Genomic DNA, 17,470 nt, shown 5'->3' on the forward strand with positions numbered 1-17,470 from the left:
CGGCGCGACGATGACGACGGCGGGTGGGGCCTCGACGTCCCTGCGGGGCAGGCTGGCGACGCCCGCCCTGACCCTGTCGTTCGCGCTCCTCCTGCTGGTGGGACTGGCCGGCCCCAGCGCGGCCAAACCCCCGCTGGGGCCGCGCGGCTGGGCGCCGGGAGACCTGGCCTGGTCACCCGGCCCGGCGCTCGTGACCGGGCTGCTGTGGACGGCATACCTCGTCGGCGCCCTGGGCGTCGTCGCGCGACTTCGCGCAGAGCCCTCCGTCGTGTCGGGGGCGTCGATGCTCGGTGCCGTCGCCACCAAGGCCCGACGCCGACTCGTCCCGGGTGGCTGGGCCCTTCCGGTCGGCCTGGCCGTGCTGGCGCTGCTCACCGGGCCGTTCGGCTCCGCCGACCACACGAACTACGCGGCCTACGGCCGGATCGCCGCCCTCGGCGGGGACCCCTATCTCACCCCGCCGAGCGCTTGGTCCGCCCTGGACCCGGTGACCTCGGCGGTCGAACCCCCGTGGACCCACACCGTCAGCGTCTACGGACCCTTCGCCACGCTCCTCCAGGCGCTGACCTCGCACGTGGCGGGGGCCAATGTCCGCGAGACCGTGTGGTGCTGGCAGGTCCTCGTCGTGCTGGCCTGGCTGGCGGTGCGGTTCCTCCTCCTGCGGGCGGGTGCGACGCCGCGACGCGTGGACACGCTGTGGACGTTCAACCCCGTGGTCTTCGGGGTCGGGGTGCTCGGTGCCCATGTCGACCTCGTCGCTGCCGCGCTGGCCGTTGCTGCCCTGGTGCTGGCGGCGCGACATCCCTGGGCGGCCGGTGCCTTCGCGGGGCTGGCAGTGTCCTGCAAGGTCACCTACGGCGTGGTGGCGCTCGCGGTGCTGCTCGGCTGGTGGGCCCACGAGCGGTCCGGGTTCCTCAGCCGGGCGGGCCGGTTCGCGCTCGCCGCCCTCGTCCTCGTGGTGCCCCTGCACCTGTGGGCGGGACCGCACGTGTTCGACCAGCTGGACCGCGCTCGCCGGTCGATCTCGCTCGCGACGCCGTGGCGGCTGCTCTACGAAGCCCTGAGCGGCCCGCTCACCTCGGGCCACGCCCGCACCCTGGTGACCTGGCTGGCCACGCTGTCGGTCCTGGTCTTCGTCGTGGTCCTCGCCAGGCTCACCAGACACCTCGCACCGGCCACCTCGACCGGGACCGCGGTGCGGTGGGTGCTCGTGCTCAGCACGGCCTACACCGTCGGTGCGCCCTACTCGTTGCCGTGGTACGACCTGCTCACCTGGGCGACGCTGCCGGTCCTCGCGGCCAGTGTGCTCGACCTGATCCTGTTGGTGCGACTGGTCGCCATGGCCGTCGCCTACGTGCCGGGTCGTGTGGTCGGCATGACACCGGGGGTCCAACGCGTCACCCTGTGGGTGCGCCGCACCCCGGTGCCGTATGCCGCGCTGCTGGTGTGGGGGTGGCTCACCTTCGCCGCGAGGCGCGTGTCGTCGCGGAACCCCGAGCCTCGTCCTCCAGCACCCTGACGCTGACGGCGATGATGAGCGGGACCGCGATGATCGCGCCGTTGGCCGGGATCGCCACGCCCGAGTCGTTGATGGCGAAGCCGATGGTCATCGTGATCAGCAGGGCGATCAGGCCGGGCCGCAGGGTCGGGATCGCCTCGTAGGAGCGCTGCAGGGACCGCGACCCCCAGGACGTCGGGCGGGCCAGGATCACGATGACGAAGACCAGGGCGATCGGGACCAGCAGCGCGAGGGGGTAGTTGCCGAACAGGATGTCGATGTTCTGCTGGAGCTTGCGCACGATGATGTCGCCCGCCTTGCCGGTGAAGATCGACCGGAAGAACCGCCCGAGGTGCGACTGGTTCTCGGTGCCTCGCAGGGAGTCGAGGAAGCCCACGAGGAGGAACAGGGCGATGGTCCCTCCGGCGAGGAGGGCGCCGCGGCGCCAGGTCATCCGGATGCCGAGGATGGCGAGCACGAGGTAGACCAGGCCCGGCAGCAACGCCGGGGGACCACCGCCGTCGGCACCCCATCCGGGGTAGCCGTCGACGACCACGGCCGCCAGCCCGATGGCCAACGCCGCCGCGGCCGCCACGCGCGGCCTGCCACGGCGGACGAAGTGGCTGGACACCGCGATGCAGAGCAACAGGGCGGCGGTGGCGAACAGCGCGAACGTCACGTTGCCCATGCCGTAGAAGCGGCCGCCGACAACGGGTTGCAGCCCCATCAGCGAGGAGATCTGGAGGTGCGACCCGAACATCACGTCGCCACCGAGGACGAGCAGGGTGGCCAGGGCGACCACGACCAGGGTTCCGGTGATGCGACGGGCCCACGGTCCGAGCAGCGCGATCGCCGAGATGAGGGCCACGAACAGTCCGACGCTGAGGACAGCCGCCACCATCGGGATGGGGAAGCGCCACCACGGCAGGAGGTTGGCCAGGAACGTCGCCGCCGGGATGGTGGCGGCGACCACCGCCACTCGTCGGGTGATGCGCAGCAGTCGCAGTCGTAGGTCGATCGACCCGAAGTCCCGGCGCCAGACGACAGCCGCCAGCAGGTAGATCGCGATCTGGGCGATCACGACGGCGTTGAAGAACGGTGGCACCAGCGGGTGGACCTCGTGGCTGGCCTGGTCGAAGTCCAGGAGGTGCCGCAGCCGGTCGCGGGCCGCGGCCTCGGAGTTGGGGCCCTCCTGTCCCCTCCGCAGCGCGAACCCACCCAGGGCGTCGGGGACCGGCACCCCGGCCGCGCTCAGGGCGGTCACGGTCAGGTCGGCCGACTGGACCAGGCCGTCCTGGCGGGTGGAGGGGGAGTAGAGCGTGCCGGAGCCGTAGCTCGGACCCTTGGCCGCCACCAGGCGCAGCCGCTCGCTCATGCCCGCATCGGACAGGCTGGCGACGACCAGGTCGGACCCGCTGGGGGCGGCCGCCAGGACCTCGGCGATCCGCCGGTCGATGGCGGTGCCCTGCGCCTGCCGGGTGCCCGGCTCGCTGGTGACCTCGCGGTCGGGCAGGTCGTTCGGGTCGCGCAGGGAACCCACGTCGACGAGCGTGACCCGGCACCGCGAGAGCAGGCCGGTGAGCTCGCTGGGCTCCAACGCGGCATACCTCGGCACGGCGCCGGAGAGGTAGGCCGCGCCGACCCCGGCACCCGGCCCGACGGCCTGCACGCACTGCCTGTTGGAGGCGAGCTGCTCGCCGAGGGTGCCGAGCGTGGAGTCGAACTTGAGGGCGTCGGCAGCCTTGACGTAGGTGTTCCAGTCGGGCACGACGCCGCTGCTGACCTCGGGGACGGGCGGGCACGGGTCGGTGGTGCTGCGGGCGCCGTTCTTGCCCGTGCCCGGCGCTGCCGCGCGGTTGCCGGCCGACAGGCTCAGCCAACCGTCGACAGGGCACGTGTTGGGGAAGACCGAACGCACGGACAGTGCCGCAGTCGACCCGTCGCGCAGGAACGACCAGAGAGCGGGGGTGCCCTTCGCGTTCACGTCGCTCCACGTGAGGCCGCCGGTGCCGATCAGGATGATCGGGTTGGTCGCGGTGGCTGGGGTGGCGGCGACCGAGGTGGGCTGGTCCGCGGCGGCGGGTGCGCCTGGCAGCAGCACGGAGAGCAGGGTCACGAGGAGGATGGAGAACAGGCCGGCGAGGGAGAGTCGGGCGCGGCGGGTCACCCGTACAGGCTACGGGTCGCGGCGCAGGACAGAATGGGGGCGTGACCACCGCGACCCCCACCGCCGCCGTGGCCCGAGGTCGAGGACACCGGTTCCGCACCCTGGGTCGCTCAGCCGGCTCCCGAGTTGCCGGCTGGTCGCCGGCAGCGCGGTGGAGCCTCGCGGTCGTGGTCGTCCTCGCCGGCGCGTCCATACCGGTGCTGCGCTACCTCGTCTTCTGGCCGCTGGACCAGTGGCAGGTCGACGTCGAGGTCTACCGCGAGGCAGGCGTCTCGATCCTCACCGGGCGACCCATCTACTCGGCCATGACCGAAGCCCCCCAGCTGCTGCCCTTCACCTATCCACCCTTTGCGGCAGTGCTTGCGGTTCCCTTGGCGTTGTTGCCTTTTGGTGCCATCGGCTGGCTGTGGACCCTGGCCCAGATCGCGGCTACCGCCGCCATCGTCTGGTATGCCGGGTGGCGCCTGATCCACCGCACGGGCACCCTCGCGCCGATCACCCTGGCGCTCCTCACGGTGCCGATGCTGTGGCTGCACCCGGTGTCGGACGGGATCCGGTTCGGCCAGGTCAACGCGTTCATGGTGCTCGCCTGCCTGATGGACCTGCGCACCCCGCGTCCGGGGCTGCTGCGCCGCGTCCCCGCTGGTGTCCTCGTCGGCCTGGCGATGTCGATCAAGCTGACCCCCGGTGTCTTCGTCGTGCACTACCTGGTCAACCGGCGGTGGAAGGAAGCCATCACCGCCGTGGTGACAGCGGTCGCCGTCACCCTGGGGTCGTGGGTGCTGCTGCCGGAGGCGTCGTTCGCCTTCTGGGGCGGCGCGCTCCAGGACCCCGCCCGACTCGGTCCCAACGCCGGCACCTCCAACCAGAGCATCCGCGGCTTCCTGTTGAGGCTGGGCCCCCACGGACTGCCCGGTGATGCCCTCTGGCTGTTGCTGGTCGCCGTGGTGGGCTTCGTCGGGTACCAGCTCGCGCGACGCGCCTACCTCGCGGGCGACTCGATCAGCGAGGTCGCGGCCATCGGGCTGATGGCGGTGCTGCTGTCGCCGGTGGCCTGGATCCACCACCTGCACTGGATGGTCGTGGTCATCTTCGCCGTCCTGGGTGCAGACCCCATGCGGGACCGCCGTCGCCTTGCCGCCGCAGCGGTCGTGACGGGCTTCTTCCTGTGCCGGCTGCCGTGGTGGGGCATCACCTGGCTGAGCCACCCGGACTGGCCACGCTGGTTCGGCCGGGTCCTGCAGAACTCCGACACCTTCGGCTCCCTGCTCGCTCTCGCCCTGCTGTGGTGGGCGTTGCACAGCAAGCCGGCCACGCGGCATACCCGGGACCCGGAGGTTGGGGAGCGCGCCGAGGCGACGCCGTGAGGGTCGCGGTCCTGGACGACTACGCCGGGGCGTTCGCGCGGCTCCCCGCGGCGCGGCGGCTCGAGGGCCACGACGTGGTGGCGTTCACCGACTCAGTGCGCGGGGTGGCGCTGGCCGAGCGGCTCGACGGTTTCGACGCGGTGATCCTGCTCCAGCAGCGGACCCTCGTCCCTCGTGACGTGGTCGAGCGGCTCACCACGGTGCGGCTGCTGAGCCAGACGGGGCGCAACACCAGCCATCTCGACGTCGCCGCCTGCGTCGAGCGCGGGATCACCGTCTCCGCGGGAGGCGCGGGAGGTCCACAGGCCACCGCCGAGCTGACCTGGGCACTGATCCTCGCTGCCCTCCGCCACGTGCCCGCCGAGGTGCAGCGACTGCGCGCCGGGCAGTGGCAGGCTTCGGTGGGCACGGGCTTGCACGCGAAAACCCTTGGTGTCTATGGCTTCGGTCGCATCGGCAGCCTCGTGGCCGAGGTGGGGCGGGCCTTCGGGATGCGCGTCCTCGTGTGGGGACGCGAGGGTTCGCTCGCCCGAGCGACAGAGGCCGGGTATGCCGCGGCCGCCAGTCGCGCCGCCTTCTTCGCCGAGTGCGACGTGCTGAGCGTGCACCTGCCTCTGGTCTCGGAGACGACCGGGATCGTCACGGCGGCCGATCTTGCCCTGATGAGGCCCGACGCGCTGTTCGTGAACACCTCGCGTGCCTCGATCGTCGCTCCTGGAGCGCTGGCGTCGGCCTTGGAGGCCGGGCGCCCCGGACGGGCCGCCGTCGACGTGTTCGAGGTCGAACCCGTGCTCGACGCCGCCCACCCGCTGCTGGCCCTGCCGAACCTGACGGCCACCCCGCACCTCGGGTACGTCGAGTGGGACGTCCTCGAGCGGCTCTACGACGCGGCGGTCGACCAGGTGCTGGCCTTCGACTCGGGTGCGCCCGTCAACGTCGTGAGCTGACTCCGTTCAGGCCTTCCCCGTCCGCGCCCGAGGTCCTTCGCCCAAGACTTCCCCGCAAGGCTTCCTCCGCGGGTGCTGGACCATGGCGCTGCTTCGGCGGGTGCAGGTAGCCTCCGAGCAGCGGACCGCCGCCCCGGGTGCAGCGCCGGGCCCGGCGACCGGGGAACGGAGTGACCCGTGGCCAAGCCGACGATCCTGGCCGTCGACGACGACCCCGTCGTGTCCAAGGCCATCACCCGCGACCTGCGGGACCGCTTCGGCGCCGACTACCGCGTGGTCGGGGCCACGTCGGGGGCGGGTGCGCTGGAGCTGCTGACCGAGTTCACGCTGCGGGGGCGTTCCATCGCGCTCGTGGTGTCCGACCAGCGGATGCCGCGGATGACCGGGATCGAGCTGCTCGAACAGGTGCGCGGCCTGAGCCCGGACACCAAGCTGCTGCTGCTGACCGCCTATGCCGACACGGACGTCGCCATCCGGGCCATCAACGACATCGGGCTCGACTACTACATGCTCAAGCCCTGGGACCCGCCGCAGGACAAGTTCTTCCCCGTGGTCGAGGACCTGCTCGGGGACTGGCGCGACACGCACCGCGACGACGCCAGTCAGCTGCGGGTGGTGGGCCACCGCTGGTCCGACCGCAGCCAGGAGGTCAAGACCTTCCTCGCGCACAACCACGTGCCCTACCGGTGGCTGGACGTCGAGCGGGACGAGGGCGCCCGTGAGCTGGCCGAGCTCGCCGGGGCCAAGGCCTCCGACCTGCCCCTGGTCCTCGTCCCGGACGCCGAGCCGCTGCGCAGCCCGAGCAACCGCGCGCTCGCCGACGCGCTTGGCCTGCACACGCTGGCCGACGCCCCGCTGTACGACCTGTGCATCGTGGGCGGTGGCCCGGCGGGACTGGCGGCCGCCGTCTATGCGTCGTCGGAGGGACTGCGGACCGTCGTCGTCGAGCGCGACGCGCCTGGCGGGCAGGCGGGACAGAGCGCGTCCATCGAGAACTACCTCGGCTTTCCCAAGGGGCTGTCAGGGGCCGACCTCACCCACCGGGCCGTGGCGCAGGTGGCCAGGTTCGGCGCCGAGATGGTGGTCGCGCGTGAGGCGGTCGGCCTGCGGACCAGGGGTCCGGTGCGCTCGGTGGTGATCGACGGTGCCGACGAGCTGGAGGCGCGGGCCGTGGTCATCGCGACGGGAGTGTCCTACCGCCGGCTCGAGGCGGACGGCCTGGACGAGCTGGGGGCGCGGGGGGTCCACTACGGTGCCTCGGCCAGCGAGGCGGCCCAGTGCGAGGGTGAGGAGGTCTACGTCGTCGGAGCCGCGAACTCTGCGGGCCAAGCGGCGCTGAACCTCGCGCGGTTCGCCAAGAAGGTGGTGATGCTGGTCCGCGGCGCCGGCCTCGAGCTGACCATGTCGCAGTACCTCGTCGCGCGGATCCGGGCGTGCACCAGCATCGAGGTGCGAGTGGGGTGCGAGGTCGTGGCTGCGCGCGGCGACGGGCACCTCGAGTCCCTGACCTTGCGCGACCGGGCGACCGGCGCGACCGAGAAGGTCGAGACCTCGTCCTTGTTCATCTTCATCGGGGCGATGCCACGCACCGACTGGTTGGGGGACGAGGTGGTTCGCGACGACCACGGCTTCATCGTGACGGGCCAGGACCTGCTGGTTGGTCCCGGCCGTCCGGCCTGGTCGGCGGACCGTCCGCCCTATGCCCTGGAGACGAGCATCCCCGGCGTCTTCGCGGCGGGGGACGTGCGCCTCGACTCGATGAAGCGCGTGGCTTCGGCCGTGGGCGAGGGTGGCATGGCGGTCTACCTCGTCCACCGCTTCCTGGCGACGACGTGAGGCGCCCAGTTGGGGACGACGTGATGGGGAGGCTCGATGGGCGCCGGTGAGCTGAGGGACCTCACGCTGTTCGACGGACTCGCCGACGAGCAGCTCGACCGGCTCTGGACCGCGGGCAAGGAGTGGCCCTTCGAGACCGGCGACGTGCCCTTCCGCGAGGGGAAGCCGGCCGACTTCTGGTGGGTGCTTCTCGAGGGGTCGCTCAGCCTGGCGCGTCGGGTGGGGCAGCAGGAGACCGAGCTCGGGGTGATGAGCTCGCCGGGGCAGTGGGCTGGTGGCTTCCAGGCCTGGGATGCGCACGGCGTCTACATGGCCACGGCCCGCGGGGTGGTCCCCGGCCGGCTGCTCCGCGTCCCGGCGGAAGCGCTCGGCGACGTCGCGCGGGAGTGGTTCCCGTTCGGCGTCCACCTCATCTCGGGGCTGGTCAACACGGTTCGGAGCATCGAGGCCAAGGCCCGCCAGCGCGAGTCACTGGTCGCGCTCGGCACCCTCGCGGCAGGGCTCGCACACGAGATCAACAACCCGGCCTCGGCGGCGACCCGCGCCGTCGACGCCCTGGACCAGGCCACGGAGGCGCTGCTGGCCTCGCTGCGGCGGCTCGGCGAGAACTCCATGACCGCAGAGCAGTTCGTCGCGTTGGACACCCTGCGTCGAGGCATCTCTCCAGCCGGTCAGGACCTCGACGCCCTCGCCACCGCCGATCGCGAGGAGGAGCTGGCCGAGTGGCTCGCCGCTCACGACGTCGAGCGCGACTGGGTCATCGCCCCGCCGTTCGCCGCGGCCGGAACCGGTGTCGACCTCTTCGAACGGGCCGCTGCCGACCTGCGCCCGGGCCAGCTCGAGCCCGGCCTGGAGTGGATCGCCAGCTCACTCACCGTGGTGGGGCTGCTGGGCGAGATCCGGGAGGCGACCCACCGGGTCTCGGAGCTGGTGGCCGCGGTCCGCTCCTACTCCCAGCTGGACCGGGCGCTCGTGCAGCGAACCGATGTCACCGAGGGCCTGGAGAGCACGCTGGTCATGCTCGGCCACAAGCTCCGCGGCGGGGTCACCGTGGTCCGCGACTACGCCCCCGACCTCCCCCTCGTCGAGGCGATCCCCGGCGAGCTCAACCAGGTCTGGACCAACGTGATCGACAACGCGGTGGATGCCATGGAGGGCTCGGGCAGCCTACGGATCACGGTGCGGGGCATCGAGGACGGTGTCGTCGTGGAGATCGCCGACGACGGTCCCGGGTTCCCCGACGACGTGGCTGCCCACGCGTTCGAACCCTTCTTCACCACCAAGGAGGTCGGAAAGGGCACCGGCCTCGGCCTCGACATCTCCCGTCGGATCGTCGTCGAGCGCCATGGGGGCGACATCTCCCTGGAGCCCGGGGACGGCGGCGGCGCGGTCGTGGTGGTGCGGCTGCCGCTGCGCCCGGCCGAGGGCTGACCGCCTGACCCCACTGCGCCGTCCGCGCCCCTGCGTCAGATGGTGATGACCTCGAAGATCTGCAGGACGGTCAGCGCAGCCAAGAGGAGGCAGACGCCACCACCGATGCGCCGGATCGTGGCGAGCTTCACCCTGGCGAGCAGGGCTCGTCCGAGGACGGCTGCGAGGCCGGACACGGCTGCCAGCGCGAGGAACGCCCCGATGAAGACCGACACGGGTTCCTTGAACTGCAACACCATCGAAGCCGTCAGCAGCTGTGACAGGTCACCCCACTCGGCGAGGAAGAGCACGCCGAACGACACCCCGATCGCCTTGAGGCCGACCGCGGTCGCCGCCCCCTTGTGGGCGAACTCCTCCTCGGTCTCGGCCTCCTCCTCGTCAGCCTTGGCAGCGCCGTGGAGCAGGATGAACCCACCCACGAGGAACATCACCGCCGCGAAGATCTCCACCGGTCGCTTGGGCAGCTGCGACAGGAGCCCTCCGACGGTGACTGCGACGGCGGTCTGCACGAGGAACGCCAGGGACACCGCGATCCAGACGTACAGCGGCCGGAACCGGGTCGCCAGCACGAGCGTCGCGATGAAGGTCTTGTCGGGCAGCTCGACGAGAAAGATCGAGCCGAACACGATGGCCATGGTGGCGAGGTCGAAATCCATATCGCGTCGACTGTATCCGCGGCGCCCCAATACGCTGACGGGGTGTCCGACCCCCAGACCCTCGCCGCGGCAGCGCTCGCTGTCGCCGTGGTCTCGATGGTGATCGCACTCGTCGCCGTCGTCAGGATCGCGCGGGTCACGGCCAGGCTGCGCGTGATCGAGGGCCAGCGCCCCGTCGGCACCGGCGACCTCGCCGCTCTTCGGGCCGACATCGCCCAGGCGCTACGCCACGTCGCCGTCGTCCGCTACGACGCGTTCGGTGACATGGGTGGCCGGCTGTCCTTCAGTGCTGCCGTGATCGACGACCAGGGTGACGGACTGGTCGTCTCCTCGATCCACGCCCGCGGCGAGTCCCGCACCTACGCGAAGGGCATCGTCGGCGGCGGCTCCGACGCGACCCTCACCCCCGAGGAGCAGCAGGCCCTCGCTGCCGCCCGCACCGGATCCCAAGGAGCCTGACCTCCGTGACCACACCAGTGACCAGACACGGCTACTTCGGCCCCGCGGGCACCTTCACCCAGATGGCGCTGAACGCGTGGGGTCCGGCCGAAGGCCAGGAGCACGTCGCCATCGCGTCGGTCGAGGCCGCCCTGGGTGCCCTGCGCGCCGGCGACATCGACGCGGCCATGGTGCCGATCGAGAACTCGGTCGAGGGCGGCGTGAGCGCCACCCTCGACGCGCTGGCCAGCGGTGACCCGCTGGTGGTGGTGGGCGAGGTCCTCGTCCCCATCACCTTCGTGCTCGCCGCCCCTCCCGGTATGCCGCTCGACGAGGTCCGCGCCGTCGGCACCCACAGCCACGCCTGGGCCCAGGTCCGCGGCTGGATGGGCGCCCACCTTCCGGACGCGGTCTACGTCCCGACGTTGTCGACGGCGGCCGCCGCAGCCGGCCTGGTCGGCAGCCCTGCGTTTGATGGACAGCCGGCGAACGCGGCATACCAGGCGGCGGTCTGTGCTCCGATCGCCGCGGCGAACCACGGCCTCGAGGTGATCGCGGAGGACATCGGGGACAACGCGTCGGCGGTGACGCGGTTCGTCTCGGTCGCCCGGCCGGGGCAGCTGCCCGAACGCACCGGCGCCGACAAGACCACGCTGGTGCTGTTCCAGCGCGACGACCACGCGGGTGGGCTGCTTGAGCTGCTGGAGCAGTTCGCGGTGCGCGGCATCAACATGTCGCGACTGGAGTCCCGCCCGACGAAGTCCTCGATGGGCGACTACTGCTTCTCGATCGACATCGAGGGCCACGTCCTCGACGAGCGCGTCGGCGAGGCCCTGCTCGGGCTCAAGCGGGTCTGCGCGGACGTGCGGTTCCTCGGCAGCTATCCCGCCGCCCACGGTGCCGCGGTGCACGTCACGCCCCACACCAGCGACGCGGCCTTCGGCGAGGCCCGCGCCTGGCTGCGCTCCCTGCGCGGCACCTGACGACGCCCTGTTGGCTACTTCTTCTCGCGCCAGACGCGCTCGAAGGGCAGTCGCCAGGCGTGGGGGGCGATCAGCTGGTGGATCGCGTTCGGACCCCAGCTGCCGACGGGGTAGGGCTTGGCCTCCGGCGGGTTGTCGAGCAGCGGCTGCGAACGCTCCCACAGCGACTCGATGCCCTCGGCCGTCGTGAAGAGCGTGTGGTCGCCGCGCATGGCGTCGAGGATGAGCCGCTCGTAGGCCTCGAGGACGTCGCCGACCCGCTCGGTCTCCCGGGTGGAGAACTGCATCGACAGCTTCTCCAGGCGCATGCCGGGGCCAGGTCGCTTGCCGTAGAACGACAGCGACACCTTCGACTCGTCGGCGAGGTCGAAGGTCAGGTGGTCCGGGCCCGCGTTGCCGACCCCGGAGTGGGTCGGGAACATCGACCGTGGCGCCTCCTTGAAGGCGATCGAGATGATGCGTGCACCGTCGGCCATCTTCTTGCCGGTGCGCAGGTAGAACGGCACACCGGCCCAGCGCCAGTTGTCCAGCCCGACCTTGAGCGCGATGAACGTCTCGGTGTCGGAGTCGGGGGCGACGCCGTTCAGCCCGGTGTAGCCGGCGAACTGACCCCGAACCACGTCAGAGGGGTCGATCGGCAGCAGCGACCGGAAGACCTTGTTCTTCTCCTCGGAGATGGCCCGGGGCTCCAAGGCGGTCGGGGGCTCCATGGCGACGAACGCGAGCACCTGGAACAGGTGGGTGACCACCATGTCCTTGTAGGCGCCGGTGGCCTCGTAGAAGTTGGCCCGCTCGTCCAGCCCCAGGGTCTCGGGGATGTCGATCTGCACGTGGTCGATGAAGTTGCGGTTCCAGATCGGCTCGAACAGCCCGTTGGCGAAGCGGAAGGCGAGGATGTTCTGCGCCGCCTCCTTGCCGAGGAAGTGGTCGATCCGGAAGACCTGGCTCTCGTCGAACGTCTCGTGCACGGTGTTGTTGAGGGCGATCGCGCTCGCGAGGTCCGTGCCGAACGGCTTCTCCATCACGACCCGTGAGCGGGCCACGAGGTCGGCGTCCCGCAGCATGGTGATGACCGCGACCGCTGCCTTGGGCGGGACCGACAGGTAGTGCAGCCGCAGCGCATCGGGCCCGAGCGACTCCTCGGCGCGCTTGACGGCCTCTGCCAGAGGCTCGGGGCCGGCCGACTGGGGGATGTAGACGAGGTTGTCGTCGAACCGCTCCCACTGTTCCGGCGTGAGGGGATGCGTCGCGAACTCGTCGACGGCCGTGCGCGCGAACTCTCGGAACTGCTCGTCGGTCATCTCCTCGAGCGAGGTGCCCACCACCCGGATGGCGGGCGCCAGCTCGGACGTCGCGAGATGGGCCATGCCGGGCAGCAGCTTGCGACGCGCCAGGTCGCCGGTGGCCCCGAACAGCACGATGACGTGCGGATCGGCCTTCTCCACGGCGCCGCGCGAGCTGCGTGCGTCAGCGGCGGGATACGAGATCGTCTGGGCGCTGGGCGCGGTCTGCTCGGGCACCTTCCGATACTTCCACCGCAGCCGGGCCCGCGCACCCGGTTCTCCAGCGATTTGACGCGCAGGCTTAGGTAAGGCTTACCTTGGTTTAAATAACGCACCATCGACATGCCGGAAATCAGGTCAACGTGCTCGCCAGCAACGCGCTCATCGGACTCCGTGAAGGACTGGAGGCCGCGCTCGTCGTCGTCATCCTCGTCGCCTTCCTCGTCAGGACCGACCGCCGCTGGGCGCTGAAGGCCGTCTGGACCGGCGTCGCGCTGGCCGTCGTCCTCTCCGTCGGCATCGGCGCACTGCTCACCTTCGGCACCCGGCAGCTGTCCTTCGAGACCCAGGAGCTGATCGGCGGCAGCGCCTCCGTGCTCGCGGTCGCGTTCGTCACGGCCATGGTCTTCTGGATGCGGACCGCGGCCCGGACCATCTCGGGCGAGCTCAAGGGCAAGCTCGACCAGGCTCTGTCGGTCGGAGGCTGGGCCGTGGCGCTGGTCGGCTTCCTCGGCGTGGGTCGTGAGGGACTCGAGACGGCCCTGTTCTTCTACGCCAGCGTCCAGACGGCAGGAAGCGGCACGGTCCAGCCGCTGGTGGGCTTCCTCCTCGGCATCGCCGTCGCGATCGTCCTCGGGGTGCTCATCTACCGCGGCGCCGTGCACATCAACCTCTCGATGTTCTTCCGCTGCACCGGGATCGCGCTCATCGTGGTCGCTGCCGGAATCCTGTCCTACGGCGTCCACGACCTGCAGGAAGCCGCCTTCCTGCCCGGGCTGGGCTCGCTCGCCTTCGACGTGAGCAACGCCGTGCCGCCCGACTCCTGGTACGGCACGGTGCTCAAGGGCACCGTCAACTTCACGCCCAACACCACCTGGCTCCAAGCGATCGCGTGGACCACCTACCTCGCCGTCGTCATGACCCTCTTCCTGCGGCCGGCCCCAGCCCGACAGGTCCAGCCGTCATACCCATCGCACGCCACCTCACCACTCACCTAGGAGCACCATGCGCATCCTCCCCGTCCCCGCCGCCCTCGGGGTGGCCGTCCTGCTGGCGACCTCCGCGTGTGGCAGCTCCGACGAGGCCGGCGCCGCCGGTGGGAAGGGTCCGATCGCGGTCGAGGCGACGGACACCTCGTGCAAGGTCGCCCGCAGCGAGGCCGCGACCGGGACCGTCGAGTTCACGGTCAGGAACACCGGCTCCAAGGTCAACGAGTTCTACCTCTACGGCGACGGTGACCAGATCATCGGTGAGGTCGAGAACCTCACCCCCGGCCTGACCCGCACGTTCCACGTCGAGGTCGCGAGCCCCGGCACGTACCAGACCGCGTGCAAGCCGGGCATGAAGGGCAAGGGGATCCGGGCCGACTTCACCGTCACGGGCAGCCCCAGCAGCACGAGCAGCCAGGCGCCCGATGCCGCCATGGGCGCCGCGGTGAAGACCTACCAGGCCTTCGTGTCGGCGCAGTCCGACGAGCTGCTCAGCCGGACCACCGAGTTCGTGGGGCTGGTCAAGGCCGGCAAGGTCGAGGAGGCGAAGGCTGCGTTCCCGGTCGCCCGAGGACCGTGGGAGCGGATCGAGCCGGTCGCGGAGTCGTTCGGCGACCTCGACCCGATGATCGACGGCCGCGAGGACGTCGTCGAGGAGGGCATCGAGTTCACCGGCTTCCACCGCCTCGAGAAGGACCTGTGGGTCACCGGTCTGCAGGCCGACTCCGGTGCGATCGCCGACAAGCTGCTGGTCGACGTCACGAAGATCGTGGCAAAGGCCAAGGCCGTCACGCTCAACCCGCTGCAGCTGGCCAACGGCGCCAAGGGGCTGCTCGACGAGGTCGCCGTGGGCAAGATCACCGGCGAGGAGGACCGCTACAGCCACACCGACCTCTACGACTTCGACGAGAACGTCAAGGGGTCCAAGGCCGCGCTCGACGCCCTGCGCCCCGTGCTGAAGACACGCGACGCCGCCCTGCTCGCGAGGATCGACGCCGGGTTCGCGGCCCTCGACACCGAGCTCGACGAGTACCGCACCGACGCCGGCTTCCAGCTCTACACCGCCCTGACCAAGGACCAGGTCAAGGCGCTGTCCGTCGCCGTCGACGCGGTGGGCGAGGACATCTCGAAGGTCGCCGGAGTGGTCGCCCAGTGACCGACCTCTCCCGTCGGCGGCTGCTGGGCGTCAGCGCGGGCGCCGCCGTCGCCGGCGCGGTCGCGGGCGTCGGTGGAGCGTATGCCGCGCGGGCAGCTTCCGGTGTGGGCGACGGTTCCGCTGTGGTGGGTTCGGCTGGGGCCGGGGACGCCGAGGTGGCGTTCCGGGGTGAGCACCAGCCGGGGATCATCACCCCCGCCCAGGACCGGATGCACTTCGTCGCCCTCGACGTGGTCACCAAGGACCGGGCAGAGGTCGCCGAGATGCTGAAGGCGTGGACGCGGGCCGCCGAGCGGATGACCGTCGGGGCCGAGGCGGCGCCGGGCGGTGTCGTCGGGGGCGGCCCCTACCGCGCACCCGAGGACACCGGCGAGGCCTACGACCTCGACGCGTCGGACCTGACGATCACCATCGGCTACGGGCCGTCCCTCTTCGACGACCGGTTCGGGCTCGCCGATCGCCGGCCAGCCGCGCTCAAGGACCTCCCCGGCTTCGTGGGCGACGACCTCGACCCGGCCCGCAGTGGGGGAGACCTCTGCATCCAGGCCTGCGCCAACGACCCCCAGGTCGCCGTGCACGCCGTGCGCAACCTGGTCAGGATCGGCTTCGGGGTGGTGTCCGTGCGCTGGAGCCAGCTCGGCTTCGGGCGGACCTCCTCGACCACTCGCAGCCAGGTGACCCCTCGCAACATGTTCGGGTTCAAGGACGGCACCAACAACCTCAAGGCCGAGGACACCGCCGCCCTGGCGAAGCACGTGTGGGTGCAGCCGGACGACGTCCCGGGCGCGAGTGCCTGGATGGCCGGCGGCTCCTACCTCGTGGCCCGTCGCATCCGGATGCACATCGAGATCTGGGACCGCACGACGTTGCAGGAGCAGCAGGAGATCATCGGTCGGGACAAGGGTGAGGGCGCTCCCCTGGGCCAGAAGGCCGAGTTCGACGCCGTGGACTTCACGAAGAAGGGAGCCGACGGAAGGCCCGCCATCCCGGTCGACGCCCACGTGGCGCTCGCCCACGAGAGCCGGCTGAACGGCATACGCATCCTGCGCCGTGGCTACAACTTCACCGACGGGTCGGACGGGCTGGGACACCTCGACGCGGGCCTGTTCTTCATCGGGTTCATGCGCGACACGCACGCGCAGTTCGTGCCCATGCAGCGGTCCCTGGCAGCAAAGGACGGGCTCAACGAGTACATCGAGCACACCGGCTCGGCAGTCTTCGCCTGCCCGCCCGGCCTCGGCCCGGACGAACACTGGGGTCAAGCGCTGTTCGGCTGAGGTCGCCCTTGGGCCAGGCCCACGGTCAGCGAAGCGCGGCTGACCAGAAACCTAGAGTTGCATAGGCACTTCTTCTGTGGTTTGTTTGGGTATGCATCCGAATGCTTGGGTGTATGTCCATATCCATTTCGTGTCCGGGCTCGCCGGCGCGGAAGCACAGGGGGGAAACACATGCGACGTTGGAAAGCGGTCCTGGTGACCGTTGCGGCTGCGGTACTGCTCATCGGTCAGGCGTCAGGGGCGCAGGCAGCCGACCACACCACGGACGGAGTGGTGCAGCACTCAGTGGGTCTGGACCAGGAGGTCCGAGAGGTCACCGGTGCGGTGGACCTGGCGGGTGTCACCATCACCGCCCCGCGGGATCGCAGGGCCTACGCGACGCAGGACGCCGTGATCGCGGCGCTGGAGGAGGGACAGACGACCGCGGCGTTCGGCTTGTCGGCGGCGGGGGAGCTCCAGGCGGACGGCTCGGTCGTCCTGAGCAGGGAGGTGTCGTCGGGAGTGCGGATGACTGCCGGGATCGCCCCACCCTGGGCCAAGGATGCCAGCGGCAGGTCACTGTCGACCTGGTACGTGCTCGACTCGTCCCGCCGGCTCCTGACCCAGCACGTCGACACGTCGGGAGCGACCTACCCGATCGCGGCCGACCCCCGACTGACCTACGGGTGGGGGATCTACCTGAACGTCACCGGAGCTGAGGCCAAGGCGATCGGCAGCGCGGTGATCGCCATGGGTGGGGCGGGAGCCGTGGTGGCCTGTTCGGGGCTGTCGAAGTTCCCGGTCCTCGTTGGTCGCGTCGTGCAGCTCTTGTGCACGGTGGTCGGCGTTCCCACGATCCGAGCCATCCTCAACTCGATCGTCTCCCTCTGGCGCACTGGAGGAAGCACCTCGAGCTCCACGTGCTACCAGAGGCGGATCGTCGGCGCCTCCACCGGGTGGTACCAAGTAGCCTTGCGAAACTGCACTGGATGAGGTGGGCGCCATGAGGACTGTCGATTTCCTCGCCGTACTCACGGCCTGGACCGCCGGAGCGCTGTGCCTCTGGTGGACGGAGAGCTGGCTCGTCGCGGTGGCCGTCTGCTTCGCGCTGACGTGGCTTTATCACCGCTTCGGCCGCCGGCGCGTGGCGGACCGGCTGACGCGACGCCAACGTGACTACGACGCGGCACCCGACGGACGGTTGACGACGCACCACTGAGACGACCGACGGCAGGCGGGGGTGG

Annotated in this window: 15 protein-coding genes; 12 read left to right on the top strand and 3 right to left on the bottom strand. The window is 70.8% G+C overall.

The window, feature by feature from the left end:
• Window positions 1–10: 10 nt before the first annotated feature.
• Complete coding sequence (locus tag AC1DWR_RS13170; RefSeq protein WP_477624608.1) at window positions 11–1,519, top strand: MptA/MptB family glycosyltransferase; 1,509 nt, start codon at window positions 11–13, stop codon at window positions 1,517–1,519.
• On the opposite strand, the gene AC1DWR_RS13175 is transcribed toward AC1DWR_RS13170, so the two are convergent.
• On the bottom strand, window positions 1,458–3,665 hold the full coding sequence (locus AC1DWR_RS13175; RefSeq protein WP_477624609.1) for a hypothetical protein: 2,208 nt from the start codon (window positions 3,663–3,665) through the stop codon (window positions 1,458–1,460). The genes AC1DWR_RS13170 and AC1DWR_RS13175 overlap by 62 nt on opposite strands.
• A 41-nt stretch (window positions 3,666–3,706) precedes the next feature.
• Here AC1DWR_RS13175 and AC1DWR_RS13180 point away from each other — a divergent pair, with 41 nt between their 5' ends.
• The 4 genes from AC1DWR_RS13180 (at window position 3,707) to AC1DWR_RS13195 (ending at window position 9,246) form a co-directional block, all read left to right on the top strand.
• Window positions 3,707–5,032 carry a glycosyltransferase 87 family protein gene (locus tag AC1DWR_RS13180; protein ID WP_477624610.1) on the top strand — a complete coding sequence of 442 codons (1,326 nt, stop codon included), beginning with the start codon at window positions 3,707–3,709 and terminating at the stop codon, window positions 5,030–5,032.
• Complete coding sequence (locus tag AC1DWR_RS13185; RefSeq protein ID WP_477624611.1) at window positions 5,029–5,979, top strand: D-2-hydroxyacid dehydrogenase family protein; 951 nt, start codon at window positions 5,029–5,031, stop codon at window positions 5,977–5,979. The genes AC1DWR_RS13180 and AC1DWR_RS13185 overlap by 4 nt, the downstream gene beginning before the upstream one ends.
• Window positions 5,980–6,156: 177 nt before the next feature.
• Window positions 6,157–7,815 carry an FAD-dependent oxidoreductase gene (locus AC1DWR_RS13190; protein ID WP_477624612.1) on the top strand — a complete coding sequence of 553 codons (1,659 nt, stop codon included), beginning with the start codon at window positions 6,157–6,159 and terminating at the stop codon, window positions 7,813–7,815.
• Between the two features lie 36 nt (window positions 7,816–7,851).
• Window positions 7,852–9,246, top strand: coding sequence for an ATP-binding protein (locus AC1DWR_RS13195; protein WP_477624613.1), 1,395 nt, complete (start codon window positions 7,852–7,854; stop codon window positions 9,244–9,246).
• Between the two features lie 35 nt (window positions 9,247–9,281).
• Here AC1DWR_RS13195 and AC1DWR_RS13200 read toward each other — a convergent pair whose 3' ends face one another.
• Complete coding sequence (locus AC1DWR_RS13200) at window positions 9,282–9,902, bottom strand: TMEM165/GDT1 family protein (RefSeq protein ID WP_477624614.1); 621 nt, start codon at window positions 9,900–9,902, stop codon at window positions 9,282–9,284.
• Window positions 9,903–9,998: 96 nt separating this feature from the next.
• Here AC1DWR_RS13200 and AC1DWR_RS13205 point away from each other — a divergent pair, with 96 nt between their 5' ends.
• Window positions 9,999–10,361, top strand: a complete 363-nt coding sequence (locus tag AC1DWR_RS13205; protein WP_477624628.1) for a DUF4446 family protein — start codon at window positions 9,999–10,001, stop codon at window positions 10,359–10,361.
• Complete coding sequence (gene pheA, locus AC1DWR_RS13210) at window positions 10,358–11,323, top strand: prephenate dehydratase (protein WP_477624629.1); 966 nt, start codon at window positions 10,358–10,360, stop codon at window positions 11,321–11,323. Before AC1DWR_RS13205 ends, pheA begins: the two co-directional genes overlap by 4 nt.
• Window positions 11,324–11,337: 14 nt before the next feature.
• Here the strand turns inward: pheA and zwf are convergent, their stop codons facing one another.
• A complete protein-coding gene (zwf, locus tag AC1DWR_RS13215; protein ID WP_477624630.1) occupies window positions 11,338–12,768 on the bottom strand; it encodes a glucose-6-phosphate dehydrogenase in 1,431 nt (476 codons plus the stop codon).
• A gap of 200 nt (window positions 12,769–12,968) precedes the next feature.
• Here zwf and efeU point away from each other — a divergent pair, with 200 nt between their 5' ends.
• From efeU to AC1DWR_RS13240, 5 genes are all read left to right on the top strand, one after another.
• Window positions 12,969–13,823, top strand: a complete 855-nt coding sequence (gene efeU, locus AC1DWR_RS13220) for an iron uptake transporter permease EfeU (RefSeq protein WP_477624615.1) — start codon at window positions 12,969–12,971, stop codon at window positions 13,821–13,823.
• Between the two features lie 7 nt (window positions 13,824–13,830).
• Window positions 13,831–14,970, top strand: coding sequence for an iron uptake system protein EfeO (gene efeO, locus AC1DWR_RS13225; RefSeq protein ID WP_477624616.1), 1,140 nt, complete (start codon window positions 13,831–13,833; stop codon window positions 14,968–14,970).
• Entirely contained in the window at window positions 14,967–16,247 is a 1,281-nt protein-coding gene (efeB, locus tag AC1DWR_RS13230) for an iron uptake transporter deferrochelatase/peroxidase subunit (RefSeq protein ID WP_477624617.1), read from the top strand. The genes efeO and efeB overlap by 4 nt, the downstream gene beginning before the upstream one ends.
• 171 nt (window positions 16,248–16,418) lie before the next feature.
• The gene (locus AC1DWR_RS13235) at window positions 16,419–17,219 is read left to right on the top strand and encodes a hypothetical protein (RefSeq protein ID WP_477624618.1); all 801 of its coding nucleotides are present in this window, start codon (window positions 16,419–16,421) and stop codon (window positions 17,217–17,219) included.
• Window positions 17,220–17,229: 10 nt separating this feature from the next.
• A complete protein-coding gene (locus tag AC1DWR_RS13240) occupies window positions 17,230–17,445 on the top strand; it encodes a hypothetical protein (protein WP_477624619.1) in 216 nt (71 codons plus the stop codon).
• Window positions 17,446–17,470: the final 25 nt, after the last annotated feature.

The organism is Pedococcus sp. P2_E2 (assembly GCF_056403955.1).

What these genes read in the sequence shown, in the direction of transcription:
- AC1DWR_RS13170 (WP_477624608.1), top strand. Translation starts at nt 11, where the DNA reads ATGACGACGGCGGGTGGGGCCTCGACGTCCCTGCGGGGCAGGCTGGCG.
- AC1DWR_RS13195 (WP_477624613.1), top strand. Translation starts at nt 7,852, where the DNA reads ATGGGCGCCGGTGAGCTGAGGGACCTCACGCTGTTCGACGGACTCGCC.
- AC1DWR_RS13200 (WP_477624614.1), bottom strand. Translation starts at nt 9,902, where the DNA reads ATGGATTTCGACCTCGCCACCATGGCCATCGTGTTCGGCTCGATCTTT.
- AC1DWR_RS13205 (WP_477624628.1), top strand. Translation starts at nt 9,999, where the DNA reads ATGGTGATCGCACTCGTCGCCGTCGTCAGGATCGCGCGGGTCACGGCC.
- efeO (WP_477624616.1), top strand. Translation starts at nt 13,831, where the DNA reads ATGCGCATCCTCCCCGTCCCCGCCGCCCTCGGGGTGGCCGTCCTGCTG.
- AC1DWR_RS13235 (WP_477624618.1), top strand. Translation starts at nt 16,419, where the DNA reads ATGCGACGTTGGAAAGCGGTCCTGGTGACCGTTGCGGCTGCGGTACTG.
- AC1DWR_RS13240 (WP_477624619.1), top strand. Translation starts at nt 17,230, where the DNA reads ATGAGGACTGTCGATTTCCTCGCCGTACTCACGGCCTGGACCGCCGGA.